The 17,784-nt window shown below is 62.8% G+C and carries 14 protein-coding genes; 2 read left to right on the top strand and 12 right to left on the bottom strand.

Annotated features, from left to right (window positions below; genetic code table 11):
- Nucleotides 1–5 precede the first annotated feature (5 nt).
- A complete protein-coding gene (gene cobM / locus GHK62_RS03725) occupies nucleotides 6–764 on the top strand; it encodes a precorrin-4 C(11)-methyltransferase (RefSeq protein ID WP_153436992.1) in 759 nt (252 codons plus the stop codon).
- A 47-nt stretch (nucleotides 765–811) separates the two neighbouring features.
- Here cobM and mnhG read toward each other — a convergent pair whose 3' ends face one another.
- The 10 genes from mnhG to GHK62_RS03675 form a co-directional block, all read right to left on the bottom strand.
- Entirely contained in the window at nucleotides 812–1,195 is a 384-nt protein-coding gene (mnhG, locus tag GHK62_RS03720; RefSeq protein ID WP_153436991.1) for a monovalent cation/H(+) antiporter subunit G, read from the bottom strand.
- Nucleotides 1,192–1,473, bottom strand: a complete 282-nt coding sequence (locus tag GHK62_RS03715) for a K+/H+ antiporter subunit F (RefSeq protein ID WP_153436990.1) — start codon at nucleotides 1,471–1,473, stop codon at nucleotides 1,192–1,194. The genes mnhG and GHK62_RS03715 overlap by 4 nt, the downstream gene beginning before the upstream one ends.
- Nucleotides 1,466–1,954 carry a Na+/H+ antiporter subunit E gene (locus GHK62_RS03710; RefSeq protein ID WP_153436989.1) on the bottom strand — a complete coding sequence of 163 codons (489 nt, stop codon included), beginning with the start codon at nucleotides 1,952–1,954 and terminating at the stop codon, nucleotides 1,466–1,468. Before GHK62_RS03710 ends, GHK62_RS03715 begins: the two co-directional genes overlap by 8 nt.
- 1 nt (nucleotide 1,955) lies before the next feature.
- On the bottom strand, nucleotides 1,956–3,572 hold the full coding sequence (locus tag GHK62_RS03705) for a monovalent cation/H+ antiporter subunit D (RefSeq protein ID WP_153436988.1): 1,617 nt from the start codon (nucleotides 3,570–3,572) through the stop codon (nucleotides 1,956–1,958).
- Nucleotides 3,565–3,912, bottom strand: a complete 348-nt coding sequence (locus tag GHK62_RS03700) for a Na+/H+ antiporter subunit C (RefSeq protein ID WP_153436987.1) — start codon at nucleotides 3,910–3,912, stop codon at nucleotides 3,565–3,567. The genes GHK62_RS03705 and GHK62_RS03700 overlap by 8 nt, the downstream gene beginning before the upstream one ends.
- Complete coding sequence (locus GHK62_RS03695; RefSeq protein WP_327791018.1) at nucleotides 3,912–6,839, bottom strand: monovalent cation/H+ antiporter subunit A; 2,928 nt, start codon at nucleotides 6,837–6,839, stop codon at nucleotides 3,912–3,914. The genes GHK62_RS03700 and GHK62_RS03695 overlap by 1 nt, the downstream gene beginning before the upstream one ends.
- Before the next feature lie 196 nt (nucleotides 6,840–7,035).
- Nucleotides 7,036–9,705: a bifunctional diguanylate cyclase/phosphodiesterase gene (locus tag GHK62_RS03690; RefSeq protein ID WP_184108583.1), complete on the bottom strand. Its 2,670-nt coding sequence runs from the start codon at nucleotides 9,703–9,705 to the stop codon at nucleotides 7,036–7,038.
- 117 nt (nucleotides 9,706–9,822) lie between these two features.
- Nucleotides 9,823–11,442 (bottom strand): cisplatin damage response ATP-dependent DNA ligase, encoded by a 1,620-nt coding sequence (locus GHK62_RS03685; protein ID WP_153436986.1) that lies wholly within the window; start codon nucleotides 11,440–11,442, stop codon nucleotides 9,823–9,825.
- Nucleotides 11,443–11,447: 5 nt separating this feature from the next.
- Complete coding sequence (locus tag GHK62_RS03680; RefSeq protein ID WP_153436985.1) at nucleotides 11,448–12,458, bottom strand: ligase-associated DNA damage response exonuclease; 1,011 nt, start codon at nucleotides 12,456–12,458, stop codon at nucleotides 11,448–11,450.
- A gap of 67 nt (nucleotides 12,459–12,525) precedes the next feature.
- Nucleotides 12,526–13,479, bottom strand: a complete 954-nt coding sequence (locus GHK62_RS03675) for a nucleoside hydrolase (RefSeq protein WP_153436984.1) — start codon at nucleotides 13,477–13,479, stop codon at nucleotides 12,526–12,528.
- Nucleotides 13,480–13,826: 347 nt separating this feature from the next.
- On the opposite strand from GHK62_RS03675, the gene GHK62_RS03670 reads away from it, so the two are divergent.
- Entirely contained in the window at nucleotides 13,827–14,471 is a 645-nt protein-coding gene (locus tag GHK62_RS03670) for a hypothetical protein (protein WP_184108582.1), read from the top strand.
- 78 nt (nucleotides 14,472–14,549) lie between these two features.
- On the opposite strand, the gene lysS is transcribed toward GHK62_RS03670, so the two are convergent.
- Entirely contained in the window at nucleotides 14,550–16,046 is a 1,497-nt protein-coding gene (gene lysS, locus GHK62_RS03665) for a lysine--tRNA ligase (RefSeq protein WP_153436983.1), read from the bottom strand.
- A gap of 10 nt (nucleotides 16,047–16,056) precedes the next feature.
- Entirely contained in the window at nucleotides 16,057–17,514 is a 1,458-nt protein-coding gene (gene gltX, locus GHK62_RS03660; protein ID WP_153436982.1) for a glutamate--tRNA ligase, read from the bottom strand.
- Nucleotides 17,515–17,784: the final 270 nt, after the last annotated feature.

The following is a 17,784-nucleotide window of genomic DNA, read 5'->3' as shown; positions in this document are numbered from 1 at the left end:
TGGATATGACGGTTCATTTCATCGGCGCGGGCCCGGGTGCGGCAGACCTGATCACGGTCAGGGGCAGGGACCTGATCGGCCGCTGCCCGGTCTGCCTCTATGCCGGCTCCATCGTGTCGCCCGAGCTTCTGCAGTATTGCCCACCCGGCGCCCGCATCGTCGATACGGCGCCGATGTCGCTCGATGAGATCGAAGCGGAATATGTTCGCGCCGCAGAGGCCGGCGAGGACGTGGCTCGACTGCATTCGGGCGATCTTTCCGTTTGGAGCGCGGTCGCCGAACAGATCCGCCGGCTCGAGAAGCATGGCATCGCCTATACCATGACGCCCGGTGTGCCGGCTTTTGCGGCCGCCGCCGCAACGCTCGGCCGGGAACTGACAATTCCGGCCGTGGCGCAAAGCCTGGTATTGACCCGCGTTTCCGGTCGCGCCTCGCCGATGCCGAACAGCGAGACGCTCTCCGCTTTTGGTGCCACCGGCTCGACGCTGGCGATCCACCTCGCGATCCATGCGCTCGACCGGGTCGTCGAGGAGTTGACGCCGCTCTACGGTGCCGATTGCCCGGTTGCGATCGTCGTCAAGGCGTCGTGGCCGGACGAACGGGTCCTGCGCGGCACCCTCGCTGACATCGCCGCCAGGGTCGCGCTCGAGCCGATCGAACGCACGGCACTGATCTTCGTCGGCCCCGGCCTCGAAGCCGCGGACTTCCGCGAAAGTTCCCTCTACGACCCTGCCTACCAGCGCCGGTTTCGCGGTCGCGAATAGAGCGGGGTGAGGAAAAGCGTGTGCGGCTTTCCGCCCGCATCTTCAACTTATTCCACTCGATCAGTCGGTGCCTTCTCGCCTTCCGGCTTGTGCTTGCGCGGAACCCCGTCCTGTTCTTCGAAGCGGTCGCGGTAGAGCGCCGCCTGGCCGAGCAGCGCCAGCGTCACCGGCGTCGTCACGGTGACGAAGAAGATGATCAGCAGTTCGTGGAAGATCCAGCGGCTTTGCAGCACGGCGAAGCAGAGCATCGACGCCAGGCAGATCAGGATGGTGCCGCCGCTGGTCGCAATTGTCGGGGCGTGCAGCCGTTCGTAGAAATTGGAAAGGCGCAGCAGGCCGAGCGAACCGATCAGCGCCATCGCCGCGCCGAAAAGCAGCAGGCCGCAGACGAAGACGGCGGCCCAGGTCGGCAGGTCGGTCAGACGGCTCATTCGATCACCTCGCCCCGCATCAGGAATTTCGCAAAGGCGATCGAAGAGACGAAGCCGATCAGGGCTATGATCAGGGCGGTCTCGAAATAGATCGTGTTCGCACTGCGGATGCCGAAGGAGAGCAGCATCAGCATCGCGTTGATGTAGAGCGTGTCGAGCGCGAGGATCCTGTCCTGTGCTCGCGGCCCTCTTGCGATGCGATAAAGCGCGCAGGCCATCGCCAGGCCGAGCATGACCTGGGAAAGCAGGACCGACCAAGTGATCGCGAGCTCAGTCATGGAATATCTCCTTCAACGCCGCTTCGTAACGCTTGACGGTCCCCAGCCACACTTCCTCGTTCTGCAAGTCCAGCACATGGAAAAGCAAGGTCTTCCGGTGGCGGTCGTATTCGAGCCATGCCGTCCCCGGGGTCGCCGTCATGATGCAGGCCAAGAGCGCGAGAGCGTTCTCGTCTTCAAGATCGAGGTCGACGGTCAGAAAGCCGGCAATTGCGGGCACACGGCCGGCACGCAGGATGATCGAAGCAACGGCGATGTTCGAGCGGACGATGTCGGCGATGACCTCAACAGCGAAGCCAGCCACGCGTCCGATGCGGTGCAGACGCGATCTTGCCGGATGCAGCTTGAGCGTCACCCAGCCGAGCGCCATGCCGAGCACGAGTCCGATCAGTATCGACCCAGGCGCCAGCGACTGGTTCAAGAGCAACCACATAATGAGCAGGGCGAGCGACAGCAGCGGATAGGGGAACCAAGTGCGCATTCTATTGCCCTCCCGCCCTTGGCGCGGAAAGAATGCGCTCGCTCTGGAACAACGGGTTGAGCAGATCGTCGGCGGTGGCCTGCATGTAGCGCATGGCGGGGCCGGCCTGAAGGCTGAGGAAGATACAGGCGGCAAGCAGAACGAGAACGGGCGTGATCTCGATGACGAAGACCCGCGGCACAGTGCCTTCGATCGAGGCCCAGAAGGTGCGGATGCCGATGCGGTTCATCGCGATCATGGCGGCAAGCCCCGACAGGATGAGAAGCACAACATAGGTCCAATCGGCGGCAGACATAGCCGTCGCCAGATCGGCGCCCGGCATGTCGAAGAGGCCGCGCAGGATCGCGAACTTGGCGACGAAGCCCGACAGGGGTGGCAGGCCGGAAAGAAGCACGGCACAGAGACAGAAGCAGAGGCCGAGAACGGCCATTGTGCCCGGTATCGCGACGCCGACCTCCTCCTCTTCTTCATCCTCATCGAAGTCGCCATAGGCTTCCATCGTCACCGCCAGAACGTCGGCGCCGGCGTCGCGTCCGCGCTCGACGAGTTCGATGAGCAGGAAGAAGGCGGAGATCGTGAGGGTCGAGCTGACGAGATAGAAGAGAGCGCCGGCGAGCATCCCCGCATGGCCGAGGCCGATCGCCGCAAGCAGCGTTCCGGAGGAGACGAGCACCGAGTAGCCGGCGAGCCTGCCCATCGCCTGTGAGGCGAGCACGCCGATTGCGCCGAAAGCAATCGTCAGCATGCCGCCTGCAACGAGCCAGTCCTGGCCGAAGCCCGCCGAGGCTCCGGCGGCGGCACCGAAAACGAGGAAGTGCAGGCGGACGATGACGTAGATGCCGACCTTGGTCAAAATGGCAAAGACTGCGGCGACCGGCGGCGTCGCGGCCGCGTAGGCCGGCGGCAGCCAGAAGCTCAGCGGCCACATGCCGGCCTTGACGAGGAAGGCGATGCCGAGGATCGCGGCGCCGGCTTCGACGAACTGCCGGTTTTCGGGCGTAAGTGTTGCGAGCTTGGCGGCGAGGTCGGCCATGTTGAGCGTGCCGGTGACGCCATAGATCAGGCTCACGCCGATCAGGAACAGCGACGAGGCGGCAAGATTGACCGCGATATAGTGCAATCCAGCCTTGACGCGCATGGGGCCGGAGCCATGCAGCAGCAGGCCGTAGGATGCCGCCAGCATCATCTCGAAGAACACGAAGAGATTGAAGATATCGCCCGTCAGAAAGGCACCGTTGAGACCGGCGATGAGAAGCTGGAACAGCGAATGGAAATGGTGGCCGGCCGTGTGCCAGCGCGCCATGGAATAGACCTGGGCGGCAAGGGCCAGACCTGCCGTCAGGCAGAGCATCAGGGCGGACAACCTGTCGAGCACGAGAACGATGCCGAAGGGCGCCGGCCAGTTGCCAAGCTGATAAATGCCCGTCCCGGGTAGATTGCCAGCGTTCGCGGCGATGCGCATGAGGGCCAAGGCGAGAACGAAGACGACGAACGTCGAGCCGAATCCGAACACCCCTTTCAGCATCCGATTGCGCTCGTCGATCGGGATCAAGGCCGCACCGACGGCGAGCGGCAGCAGGATCGGCAGGATCAGAAGGTGCTGCAGCCAATCAGTCATGGCGCTGCTCCCTTCCGTCGACGTGGTCGGTTCCGGTGAAGCCGCGCGAGGCGAGCAGCACGACGAGGAAGAGCGCCGTCATCGCAAAGCCGATGACGATCGCGGTGAGCACCAGCGCCTGCGGGACGGGATCCGTATAGGTGGCAAGGTCGCCGGCGCCGGCCGGATTAAGCACCGGCGGCGCGTTCACGCGCAACTTCCCCATGCCGAAGATGAAGAGATTGACGGCATAGGAGAGCAGCGAGAGGCCGATGATGACCTGGTAGGTTCGCGGCCTCAGCAACAAGTAAACGCCTGACGCGGTCAGCGCACCAATCCCTGCGGAGAGGATGAGTTCCATTACCGGATCCCCTCCTTTTCGGCGCGCGCTGCCCGCATGTGGGCGCGCGGCGCGCGGACGGATTGGTGGGCAAGCGCAATGAGGATCAGCACCGTGGCGCCGAGAACCAGCGAAAAGACGCCGAGATCGAACAGGATGGCGCTTGCCAGCGGAAATTTGCCGACGATCGGCAAGGTCGCATATTGTGCGTGCGAGGTCAGGAACGGGTAGCCGAAGAGCCACGATCCGGCACCGGTCGCGACTGCCACCAGAAGGCCGATGCTCATCCAGCGCAGCGGATGGATGCGCAACCGCTCCTCGACCCAGCGGGTGCCGCCGGACATATATTGCAGGATGAAGCCGATCGACATGGCGATGCCGGCGGCAAAGCCGCCGCCCGGCAGATCGTGTCCGCGCAGGAAGAGATAGGCGGCCAGCAGTCCGGTGATGGGGAACATCCAGCGCATTATGACGGAGGGCACGAAGAGATACTCGGCAACACTGTCGCCGGCTGCCCGATCCGGATGATCGTCATCGAATGCATTCTGCACCCGCTGCTGCTCTGGGGTCTCCAGGCTGTCGGCCTGCGGACGGAAACGCAAGAGAAGCGCAAAGACGGTCAAGGCGACGATGCAGAGCACTGCGATCTCGCCAAGCGTGTCGAAGCCGCGGAAATCGACGAGGATGACGTTGACGACATTGGTGCCGCCGCCTTCCGTGTAGGCGCGCTCGAGGAAATAGCTGGCGATGGTGTCGGGCAGCGGCCGCGTCATGACCGTGTAGGCGATGAGCATCATGCCGCCGCCGGCCAGGATCGCGAGAATGAAGTCGCGCAGGCGCCTGAGACGGATGCGGAATGGAAGATCCTCCGTATCCTCCGGCTGCTTGATGCGCTTCGGCAGCCAGCGCAATCCGAGCAGGATGAGCACGGTGGTGACGATTTCGACGAGAAGCTGGGTCACCGCGAGGTCGGGTGCGGAGAGCCAGACGAAGGTGATGCAGGTGACGAGGCCCGCGCCGCCAAGCAGCACGAGCGATGCCAACCGATGAAACTTCGCCTGATAGGCCGATCCGACGGCACAGGCGATGCCGATCACCCAGAGCACGGCGAAGGCCGGATCGATGCCGTGTATGACCAGGGGTGGAAGCTTGAAACCGCCGAGCAAAAGCGGCGACGCGCCCGCGACGAGCGCAAGGACGACGACGAAGCCCATCTGCGGCTGCAGGCGGCGCGTGCCGAGGCTCTGCTCCAGCGAGCGTGCCCACTTCCATGAAAGCGTCACCAGCACGCGTTCGAAGATGCGCTGGCCCTGGAGCAGGCGGAAGACAGGCGGCCCCTCGACGCTGGTCGCAAGGTAGGAGCGCATCAGGAAATAGAGGCCGACCCCGCCCGAAAGTGCCACGAAGCTCATGATCAGCGGGACGTTCAAGCCGTGCCAGACAGCAAGGCTATACTGCGGCGTGCGATCGCCGAGGATCGAAACGACGGCCGTATGCAGAAACGGACCAATCGTCTGGGCGGGAATGATGCCGACGACGAGGCAGGCAAGCACGAGGAAGTCCACGGGCGCGCGCATCCAGCGCGGCGGCTCGTGCGGTTTCTTGGATAGGTCCTTCGGCAGGGGACCGTAGAAGACGCCATGAATGAAGCGGAGGGAATAGGTGACGGCAAACATGCTCGCGATCGTCGCGACATAGGGTGTTACCGTATCGAGTGTGTTGATGAGGTGCGTCTCGATCGCCTCGGCGAAGAACATCTCCTTGGAAAGAAAGCCGTTGAGCAGCGGTACGCCGGCCATTGCCGCGCTCGCCACCATGGCAAGCGTGGCGGTGATCGGCATGTAGTGGAAGAGACCGCTCAGCCTTCGCATGTCGCGCGTGCCGGTTTCGTGGTCGATGATGCCGGCCGCCATGAACAGCGACGCCTTGAAGGTGGCGTGGTTTACGATGTGGAAGACCGCGGCGACGGCCGCGAGCGGGCTGCCGAGGCTCAAGAGCACGGTGATGAGCCCCAGATGACTGATCGTCGAATAGGCGAGGAGCCCCTTCAGATCCTGCTGGAAGATCGCGAAATAGGCGCCGAGCAAGAGGGTCGTGAGACCGGCCAGCCCCACGATCCAGAACCAGGCCTCTGTGCCGGCCATCACCGGCCAGAGCCGCGCGAGCAGGAAGACGCCGGCCTTCACCATGGTTGCCGAATGCAGATAGGCCGAGACCGGCGTCGGCGCAGCCATCGCGTGCGGCAGCCAGAAATGAAAGGGAAACTGCGCGCTCTTCGTGAGCGCGCCAAGCAGCAGAAGGATGAGGACGGTCAGGTAAAGCGGGTGGTTGCGGATCGTATCGCCCGAGGCGAGCACGACATCGAGGTCGTAGCTCCCGACGATCCGGCCCATGATCAGCAATCCGACCAGCATGCAAAGCCCACCCATGCCGGTCATAGTCAGCGCTATGCGCGCGCCGTCGCGGGCGTGGGCATTGTGGTGCCAGTAGCCGATGAGCAGGAAGGAGACGATGCTCGTCAATTCCCAGAATACCGCAAGCAGGATGAGGTTGCCGGAAAGCACGACGCCGAGCATCGATGCCATGAAGGCGAGGAACAGCGCGAAGAAGCGCGGGACCGGGTCCTCGGCAGCCATGTAATAGCGGGCATAAAGGACGACGAGAACGCCGATCGCCGTGATCAGCGCCGAAAACAGCCAGGCGAAACCGTCCATCCGCAGCGTGAAGTTGAGCCCGAGTTCAGGGATCCAGTCGAGCCGATAGTGCAGCACCCCGCCCGAGGCGACGAAGGGATATAGGCCCGCGGTCACCAGAAAGCAGACAAGGGCGATCGCACCGGCGAACCAGGCCGTGGCACCGCGTTGATCGGACGGAAAGAAGATTGCGATGAGGCTTCCCGCAAAAGGCGCGAGAATGAAAACAGGCAGCAATTTCCCCGCGTATTCTATCGTTCCGTTCCCCTCGTTGGGTATGCTGGAGAGTGGGACCGGGGGTCCCGGAAGTGGCGCTCAAAAGCGACCACCGCAAACGATGCCCGGACAATCCGCGAAGCGGCAAAGGCATGTGTTTTTATGACTTTTTTCCGGCCGACTGCCAAGTCGTTCAGGAAGAAAAACGCTACGGTTGGATAACTTGTCTCAGGTGCTACGCGGCCTGCCAACGGCGTTCGAAAACGAAGGTCGCGAGATCGTTGGCATTCATCGGCCGGGCGAAGGCATAACCCTGCAGACCGTGGCAGCCCAAATCCTTGAGGATGCGGGCATGCTCCAGCGTCTCGACGCCCTCGGCGATCACCTCGATGCCGAGCGAGGTGCCGATGTCGATGATCGATTCGACGAGGCGCCGCTGCGCGGGCGAGGTCAGGATCGGCAGGATCAGCTGACGATCGATCTTCAGCCGGCGCGGCGTCAGTTTCGTCAGGCTGAGAATGGAGGCGTAGCCGGTCCCGAAATCGTCGATTTCGATCTCGATGCCCAGTTCCTTGATGCGCTCGATATTCGAAAGCACCGTCACGTCGTTTTCGTCGAAGGAGATCGATTCGAGCAGTTCGAAGGAAAGCCGCCCTGCCGGTATCCGCATCTGCTTGAGGCGCTCGATCAGGCTGTCGTCGCGCAGCCGAGGATAGGAGAGATTGACCGAGACCTTCGGGATATGGATTCCGTTTGCTTCCCACCTCCAGATCTGGAACAGCGCCTGTTCCAGGACCTTCTGGTCGATCGAGGCGACGACGTTGATATCTTCCGCCGTCCTGAGGAAGGCGTGCGGGCCGAGCAGCCCCTTGGTCGGGTGGTCCCACCGCACCAGCGCTTCGACGCCGATGACGTCGAGGGAGTTCGGGCAGAATTGCGGTTGGAAATAGGCGATGAATTCATTGCGCTCGAGACCGCGAAGAATTTCGTCGGCGGTCTGCTTCGTCTGGAACACCGCCGTCTTCAGTGCGCCCGTGAAGGTCTCGTGCCTGTTGCGCCCGCGGCGCTTGGCCTCATAAAGCGCGATGTCGGCGTTGACCAGAATCTGAGAAAGCTCGTCTCCCGCGAGCGACTGGGCGGCAATACCGATGCTGACGCCGATCCGGCATTCCTGATCCTTGTAGCGGACCGGCACGCTCATCGCTTCGACGACACGTGACGCAAGCGCGGCGTCCTCGTCGCGGCCATGGCTCTGTCGGATGATTACGAATTCGTCGCCGCCGATGCGGGCGACGAAGTCACCTTCGCGCGCATTCCGGCGCAACAGTTCAGCCGCATGCCTCAGGATTTCGTCGCCGGCAGCATGGCCGAGCGTGTCGTTGATCTGCTTGAAGCGGTCGAGATCCATGTGAAAGATGCTGAGCTTCGCTCGGTCATCGAAATGCTGGCTTCGGTCGGCGAGGATCTGATCGAGGAAGCGGCGGTTCGGCAGACCGGTGAGCGGGTCGTGCAGCGCATTGAACTCCATGCGATGGCGCGCGGCTTCCAGTTCGGTGCTATGGGCCTCGGCGAGCCGCTTGGCCTCCGAAAGCGTTGCCCTCGTTTCGAAATCGGCCGTCACGTCCCAGTTGACGCCGACGATCTTCCTGCGCCCATCCGCGCCGGCATAGGTAGAGCCGATCGCCCGGATATGACGGACCTCGCCGTCGGCGAGACATATGCGGAACTCGGAATTGTAGGCGCCGCCGGTGGCAAGCGCTTCGGCAAATTCCTCCTCGGCGCGCGCCAAGTCGTCCGGGTGCAGCGTATCCTTCCAGCCTGCGTAAGTTTCGCGCGTCAATTTTCCGATGCCGTAAAGATCCTTCGTCCGGCTGTCCCACAGCAATTTTCCGCTCTCGATATCGAGTTCCCAGATACCGATCTCGGACGTGTCGAGCGCGATCTTCAGTCGACGGGAAAGTTCCTGAAGCTGATCCTTGCTTTGCTTCAGGGCGCGAATGTTCCTCTGACGCTCGGCCATGAGCCGGCCCGTGAAGAGCATGGGGACGACGATCATCAAGCCGCCGATCACGATCAGGAGGCGGATCTGCCAGGCGTTGGCGGGCGTCGTCGGCCAGCCGCCCTTGGGGATTGCCGCGATGCTCCAAGAACCTCCGGGGAGGGATACGCTCATCTCGACAGGGGCCTGACTGAAGACCGCGGGATCGCCGAAGAAGACCGCTCCCTGGCGTCCCAGGCCGTCGCGACCGGCTATCGCGATGTCGATGCCGAGTGTCGACGAGACCAGGCCGCTGTCGCGGTAAAGGCGGTCGATATCGATCACCGCCGAAACGACGCCCCAGAAGTGGTTGCTGCCGCCGCCGAAATCGGTCGACACCGGAAACCGGCCGATCAATCCCTTGCCGCCCTGGACGAGGTCGACCGGACCGGCCAGCACCATCTGGCCGGTTTCCCTGACGCGCATCACTGCGGCGCGCTGACTTTCGTTCTTGCGGTAGTCGAGCCCGATGACCCCTTCGTTGCCGGCTGTCGGATAGATCATCGACACGACCAGATCCGGGGCGGCTGCAACGTGGCGAAGCTGCGACCGTTCGGTGAAGATGCTGCGGGCAAGCTTACCGAAGCGCTCTTGCCGCATATCGGGTTCGGTGGCGATCGTGCCAATCAGGCCGCGAACGAGCTGGATATTGCCATTGATGCTGGATTCGATCCGCGAGCGTATCGGATTGAGCTCGTCCGCCACCTGCGCGCGCTCGCGTGCTTCGGAGATGACCAGATTCTGGTTATCGGCAAGGAATCCCGCGATCACGACGACAAAGGTCGCGATGAACGTCGGTAGATAGCTCGGTGTCAAAACCCGAGAGAACCAGGATTCTCTGTGGTTAACGGCACGTTTATCTGTCACAAGGTCATCCCAGAACGGTGCATACGGCGAAGTACCGCGGAATGATTACAAATTCTTCTTAAAATTTCTTGCCTTGGATCGGTCGATTCTTGCGCTTTTGCCACGCCTCGTTGCTCGTCAGCGCGGTCCCTTCATCTCGATCATCGCCTGCAATGTTTCGAGCCTGTCGGCGTCCCGCGGCAACTTGTCCGCGCGGAGGCGGGCAATGCGCGGAAAGCGCATCGCCACCCCCGACTTGTGCCGGGTGGAACGGTTCAGGCCTTCGAAAGCGACCTCGACGACGAAACCGGAATCGGGCTCGGCGCGCACCGCACGTACCGGACCGAAGCGCTCGACCGTATTGTCGCGGACGAAGCGGTCGAGAATTTCGAGTTCGGCATCGGTGAAGCCGAAATAGGCCTTTCCGACTGGAACCAGGACTGTTTGCCCGTCGCTCTCCGTCCACACGCCGAAGGTGAAGTCGGAATAATAGCTCGAGCGTTTGCCGTGGCCGCGTTGCGCATACATCAGCACGGCGTCGATGTTGAAGGGCTCCCGCTTCCACTTGAACCAGGGCCCCTTCGCCCGGCCGGCGACATAGGCAGAGTCCAGCCGCTTCAGCATGACGCCTTCGATGACCGGGTCCGGCGGGTTCGAGCGAAGCCGATCGAGCTCCTCCCAGGTGGAGAACGGGACGAGCGGGGAGAGGTCGAAATGCTGGGGAGATGCCGCGTCGATCAGCCTGCCGAGGGCCTGGCGGCGCGCCTGGAACGGTTCGGCCCGAATGTCCCGTTCGCCGGAAAAGAGGATGTCATAGCCGCGAATGAAGGCGGGATAATCCTCGAGCAGCTTGCGATTGACGGTCTTGCGGTTCAGGCGCTGCTGCAGGTCGGCGAAAGTGCCGGTCGCCTGGTTGCTGCGGGCCGTTCCGCCGACCAGCAGTTCGCCGTCGATGACGCCGGTGAAGTCGGCCGCGTCGAGGATTTCGGGAAAGGCGCCGGAAATCTCGTCACCGCTGCGCGAATAGAGCCGCCGCACGCCGCCGATATTCGCCAGCTGAACACGGATACCATCCCATTTCCACTCGGCCGCGAAGTCCGCCGGATCCAGCCCTTCGAGGTCGCCTTCGCCGACCGGTGTGGCGAGCATGACGGCATGAAACACTGCCGGCGTTGTCAGGACCGGCATGTCCGCTTCACCGCTGAGCCAGAGAAAAAGCGGCAGATAGGGCGGCGTCAATCCGTGCCAAAGGGTGTCTATCTCGCTGACATCCCTGCCGCCCATTTCCGCCAGCGCCTGTTTCGCCAGCCGTGCCGAAACGCCGATCCTGAGGCCTCCGGTCACGAGCTTCAGAAAGGCGAAGCGGCCCGATGTGTCGAGTTGATCGAGCATGTCGCGGACCAGCGATCGCACCTCGGACCGGCCCGCCATCTGCAGCCGCTCGACGACCTCTCCGAGCGGAATATCGGCTGCAACGCGCTCCTCAGGTGGCTCCCAGACCAGCGAGACGGTCTCCGCGAGATCGCCAACATAATCATAGGAATAGCGAAACAGCACCTCGTCCATGCGCTCGAGCAGGAGGTCGCGGATCAGTTGGGGCTTGACAGTGTTGAGCGTGAGCGTTCCGGCGATCGCGGCCAGGGCGTAACCGCGGCTCGGGTCGCCGGCCTCGCGAAAATAGTCCGCAAGCAGACGGATCTTGGCATTTCGCTGCGGCGTCAGAACCAGCCGGTCGAGCAGTTCGGCGAAGACCTTCATGGTTCTCACTCTCCCTCGTCGTCGTAGCCGACGAGGTGGAGGGGACGCGCCGGAATGCCCTGCAATTCGCACCAGCGCACCAGAGCTTCCTCCCGGCCGTGTGTCACCCAGACTTCGGCCGGCGCGATCTCGCGTATCGTTCCCGTGAGTTCGGCCCAGTCGCAGTGGTCGGATATGACGAGGGGCAGTTCGACGCCGCGTTGCTTGGCACGCTGGCGGATGAGCATCCAGCCTGAGGCGAAGACAGCGAGGGGATCGGCGAAGCGCCGCGCCCAGCGATCAGCAAAGGCCGAGGGCGGGCCGATAACGATGGCGCCAGCGAAATCCCGCCGGCTCTCGCCGGCCAGTGTCGCAGGTCGGATCTCGCCGAGGTTGATGCCCTCGTTCTGATAGTATTCGCACAGCCTGGCGAGCGCCCCATGGATATGGATGGGCTCGTCATAGCCCTGCTGACGCAGGAGGGCGATGACCCTCTGCGCCTTGCCGAGTGCATAGGCGCCGACCATGTGGGCGCGCTCCGGAAACTGCCTTAGCGACATCAGCAGCCGGGCGATTTCGGCGCCGTCATCCGGATGGCGAAAGACCGGGAGGCCGAAGGTCGCCTCGGTGATGAAAACGTCGCAGGGAACGGGCTCGAAAGCCCGGCAGGTCCGGTCCGGCCGCCGTTTATAGTCGCCGGAGACGACGATCCGCGTTCCATTCGCCTCGACGGCGATCTGCGCCGAGCCGAGCACATGGCCGGCCGGATGAAAACGGACGGTCACGCCGTTGACGGTGATCGTTTCTCCAAGGGGAGCGATCTGGCTCGCACCGCAAAAGCCATCGCCGTAGCGGATGCGCATGATGTCCAGCGTCTCGCGCGTCGCGAGCACATGGGCATGGCCTGCGCGGGCATGGTCGGCATGCCCGTGCGTGATCAGCGCCCGTTCGACCGGTTGAACTGGGTCGATGTAGAATTCGCCGCGTTCGCAGTAGAGGCCCTTGGGGGCAGGATAGAGCAGGTTGTCCGGTCTCATGCAGTCAAAGATAGCCGGCAGATGCGTGTCTGCCAGCTATGCGGACAACATTTTCGCCGCCCGTGCCTCAGTGGCTCAACGACAGCGTGTCGGCGATCAGCTTCAGCACGCCCTCGGCGTCGATGCCGGTGCAGACCTTCTGGCTCGGAAGGCCGTCCCAGGGGCTCGGCGGAAACAGCCGCGCATCCGGTTTTTGGATCGTCTGGCCGTCGGCGATGCCACCGCAGATGACGCGCACCGAGCCGCTGCGGGTGCGGAACAGGTCCGGCGCAACGACATAGGCGCAGGCGCAGCTGTCATGGACGATCATGCCGTCATCGACATGCTGCTCGTAGAAGGTGATGTAGAACTGCGAGATGTCGGACAGGAGTCTGGCCGGCGCTCCGCCGCGCTCGGCGATATCGACCAGCATGGCCCGTGTCATCACCGTCCGCGTGGTCACATCGAGACCGATGACGGTGACGGGCCACGGCGCCGTCATCACCACGTCGGCGGCTTCCGGGTCGCCATGGATATTGGCTTCCGCCGCCGGCGTGATGTTGCCGGGAACGTCGAAAGCGCCGCCCATGATCACGACATCCTTGACCAGCCCGGCGATTTCCGGATCGTCGCGCAATGCCAGCGCCAGATTGGTCATCCGCCCGACGGCGACGAGCGTCACTTCGCCGGGATTGGTGCGCACCGTATCGATGATGAAACGATGCGCCGGACGGGGGTCGAGCGGCAGGTCGATCGTTTCCGGCACGTCGATGTTGCCAAGCCCATCTTCGCCATGAATGCCCGTCGGCCAGCCGACATGGGGGCGACCGTGATTGAAGGTTTCGCCAAGCCCCTTGGCGACCGGCGCTGCGATGTTCCACGCCTGCTTCAGGAAAAGCGCGTTGCGCGTCGTCGTCTCAACCGAGGCATTGCCGAAAACGGAGGTGATGCCGATGAGATCGATGTCCGGGTGCCGATGCAGGAAGAGAAGCGCCATCGCGTCGTCGACGCCGGGGTCCGTATCGAAAATAACCTTGTGCATGTGTTCTTCTTTTCTTTTTTTGAAGTGGGATCAGGAGGGTGGGAACGCCGCAGACGCGCCACGATGCGGCCGGCCCCTCACACGAAGAATTTGCGGCATCCCTTTTAATTGAGCCCGGCGCCAGAGCAAGACCCGCGTGCGATCAGTCGCCATGACTGTCCCCGTGGGAGGATCGTGGCAGTTCGGCCAGAGTTCCGCAGCCACACAGGATGCAAACCGGTGATCCGGATCACGCATTCTTCTTATCCCGCTGAACGGACTTAAACTTTCCGAAAGGTCGTTGACCTATCGTGGCAACGGCCTGCGGGCTTTTCTTTGCGATTTTGAAGACGACAGCGGAGCCGCAGGTGAAGGCTATTTTCAGCAGATTTCGTCCTTCCAAAAAGCTGGTGGTCATCCTGTCCGCCGCGCTCAGCGTATCCGCAGCCTCCGGTGGCGCCGCCGTCTATGTCGGCCGCGACAGGCTCATGGCCCGAATTGCCGAGCCGCCCCCATCCGGGCTCGAATGCACGACAATCCGGACACTGAAGCTCGATCATCAGGGACAACGCTGGGTCAGGATGCATGTAAAGACCGACAGGGCTAGCGGACCGGATCGCATCCGGACGGCGCTACGCGTGGTCAGCGCGCTGTCGCAGAAGGAGAAGGCCGACCTCTATCAGGTCGTCGTGCTCGACGCGGCCGGACCGGAGGAGCGGGCTGCTGTGCGGGGTGCGGCGATTGGCGCCGAGGTTCTTTTTGCCCCCGGCCCACAGAGCGTCAAGGGAATGGAGGATCCGTTTCGCGCTTCCTACAATGACGGGGCCGCAAACGCTTCCGGCATGTTCCACGGCAAGACCGTTCGGCTTGAGCTTGACCAAGTGCGTGCGCTGATGAGCGCCATGGAGGATCGTTCGCTCTGCATCGATCCGTCGGCAGCGACGGAAAGCGCGGAGGCTGACGAAGCCGCCGAGCAAACCATCGAGAGCGCCGAGGCGCCCGCCGGCCATTAAGGCAATCCGTCGCGACAAAAGCATAAAGCCCGCCGGATGAAGGCGGGCTTTATGCTTTTGTGTGTTTGTTCGCGTGGCTCAATCAGCCTTATGGCGTCGGGCCGGGAACAGGATCACGTCGCGGATCGATGGCGCATTGGTCAGAAGCATGATCAGGCGGTCGACGCCGATGCCCAAGCCTCCGGCTGGTGGCATGCCCTGGTCGATCGCATCGAGGAATTCGTCGTCGAGCTGTTTTGCCTTCTCGCCGCGTGCATGTGCCTGTTCAAGCTGCTCGACCATGCGGGCGCGCTGCTCTTCCGGATCGTTGAGTTCCGAAAAGGCATTGCCGAGTTCCCAGGTGTTGCAATAGGTCTCGAAACGCTCGACGAGGCGCGGCTCGCCCGGCACTTCCTTGGCGAAGGGCGAGATGTCCTTCGGGAAGTGGGTGACGTGGGCCGGCTGGATCAGCGTCGGCTCGACCTTTTCCTCGAAGACGAAGGCGAGGCACTCGCCCCAGGTCCAGTCCTTTTCGACCTCGAAGCCGGCCGCGCGCGCGGCGGACCGCGCTTCCTCGTCGGTATTCATCGCCAGGAAGTCGATGCCGGTCACCTCCTTGACGGCGTCCGGCATGGGCACGCGGCGGAACGGACCCTTGAAGGAGATTTCCTTCTCTCCGTAGGTGAACTCCGTCTTGCCGTGGACCAGGAGCGCCAGTTCGGCGAACAGCCGCTCGACGAGGTCCATCACGTCCTCGTAGTCGGCATAGGCCCAATAGCACTCCATCATGGTGAATTCCGGATTGTGCCGGGTGGAGACGCCTTCGTTGCGGAAGTTGCGGTTGATTTCGAAGACCTTGTCGGTCAGCCCCGAGACCAGCGTGCGCTTCAGGTAGAGTTCCGGCGCGATGCGCAGGAACATGTCTAACTTCAGCGTGTTGTGATGCGTCTTGAACGGCTCGGCGGTGGCGCCGCCATAGACCGAATGCAGCATCGGCGTCTCGACTTCCATGAAGCCGTCGTTTTCCATGAAACGGCGGATTCCGGATACGATCCGGCTGCGCTGCTGGAATCGGAGCTTCGACTCCTCATTGGTCATGATGTCGAGATGGCGCTTGCGGTAGCGCAACTCGATGTCGGAGAGTCCATGCCACTTCTCCGGCATGGGCAGAAGCGACTTGGTCAGCATCGTGATCGATTTCGCGTTGATCGTCAGCTCGCCGCGCTTGGTCCGGCGGACGATGCCCGTAACGCCGATGATATCGCCGATGTCGATCATCGGCAGCAGCGTCCGCGCGTCCTCCGGGGTCGTGTCCTTGTGCGAGAAAATCTGGATCTTGCCGGAAGCGTCATGGATATCCATGAACATGCCGGAGTTGCGCGAGGAAAAGACGCGGCCGGCGACGGTCACGACGTCCTGCGTTTCGGTGTCCGGCTCGAGGTCATCATATTTCTTCGCGAGTTCCGCATTGGTCATCGTCCGGTGGAAATGCGCCGGATAGACGTCGCCGATCTGCTCGCGCAGGAGCTTCAGCTTCTGTGCGCGCACTTCCGTAGCGTCGGAGGAAAGGCTGGCCGTTGCTGTCTTCTCGTTCATGGTCCTGTCCTTACTTTCCGCTGCCCGCCATCGATGCGACCACCTGGGCCGCGACCTTCAGACGCTGGCGCACGACAGCGCGGCCAAGCAGTTCCATCGAATCGAACAGCGGCAGCGAGCGCTGCGAGCCCGACACGGCGACGAAGAGCGGCGCGACGATGGCCTTCAGCTTCTTGCCCATGCGCTCGGCGATCGCGCGCAGTTCCGCTTCGATCGATTCCTTGTTCCATTCGAGGATCTTTTCAAGATCCGGCTGAACGGTATTGAGGATCTCGAGCAGTTCTTCCGGCGAGGCCTTCACACCGGCAAAAGCCGCCGGCTGCAGGCCGAGATCCGACTTGAACAGGAAGGCCGCGAGGTCGGGAAGTTCGCCGAGCTTCGAGATACGCGACTGGGCGAGCTTCAGGCCCTCCTTGAGGCGGTCGTTTTCAGCCGCCCAGGCGACGACCCGTGCGGCAAAATCTTCCTCGGAAAGCTTCTCGCGGATCCAGCGCGCGTTCAGCCAGTCGAGCTTCTGGATGTCGAAGATCGCGCCAGCCTTGGAAAGGTTTTCCGGATCGAACTTTTCCGCCAGTTCGTCCATCGTCAGCAGTTCTTCGCCTTCGGCGATCTGGATGAAGAACAGGCCAAGGAAGTTCATCACCGCTTCCGGCAGGTAGCCGAGCGCCGTGTAGTAGGAGATCGATGTCGGGTTCTTGCGCTTCGACAGCTTCGACTTGTCGGCATTGCGCATCAGCGACAGGTGCATGAACTTCGGCGGTTCGAGGCCGAGATACTGATAGATCAGGATGTGCTTCGGCACCGAGGCGAGCCATTCCTCGCCGCGCGCGACGTGGGTGATCTTCATCAGATGGTCGTCGACGACGTTTGCCATGTGATAGGTTGGCATGCCGTCCGCCTTAAGCAGAACCTGCATGTCGATCGCGTCCCACGGAATCTCGACGTCGCCATAGACACCGTCGTGGAACTTGCACGAGCCTTCGGTCGGGATCTTCATGCGCACGACATGAGGCTCGCCGGCGGCCACGCGCGACGTCACTTCCTCGGCCGAGAGGCTGAGGCAGAGCCCGTCATATTTCGGCGGCTTGCCGGCGGCGCGCTGCGCCTCGCGCATCTGCTCCAGCCGCTCGGGCGTGCAGAAGCAGCGGAAGCCGTGGCCATTCTCGACGATCTTCTCGACATAGGGCTTGTAGATGTCCTTGCGGTCGCTCTGGCGATAGGGACCGTAGGGGCCGCCGATATCGGGGCCTTCCGACCACTTCAGCCCACACCATTTCAGCGCGTCGAGCACCTTCTGTTCGAACTCCGGCGTCGAGCGCGTCGCGTCGGTGTCCTCGATGCGCAGGATGAACTCGCCGCCGTGCTTCTTTGCGAAGAGATAGTTGAACAGCGCAATATAGGCTGTGCCGACATGCGGTTCGCCGGTGGGAGAGGGTGCAATGCGCACCCGGACTGCTGGATCTGCCATGGTCTTTGCCCGTTTCGACGTGCTTTTGGGCCCTGCCGGAGTGCACTTCCGGCTTATGGCCGCGCATTTTATGGGAAGGAAAGGCCCACAAGGGTGCCGCACCAGCGGTATCGGCGGGCAATTCCAGTCGGCTGGCGTGAGACCATAGAAAGCCCTGCATGTCAACGGAAAGTGGACAAGGTCATTTTGTTGGAACGTTCACGGTCGTTAAGCGTTTGATCAATCGAGGACTCGGACCGTGTCAACCGGACGCGACGGAAGTGGAGAATG

It is taken from the genome of Sinorhizobium terangae (assembly GCF_009601505.1).
Classification (GTDB): Bacteria; Pseudomonadota; Alphaproteobacteria; order Rhizobiales; family Rhizobiaceae; genus Sinorhizobium; species Sinorhizobium terangae.
The sequence above is the reverse complement of the archived record's forward strand: the minus strand, read 5'-3'. Positions and strand labels throughout refer to the sequence as shown.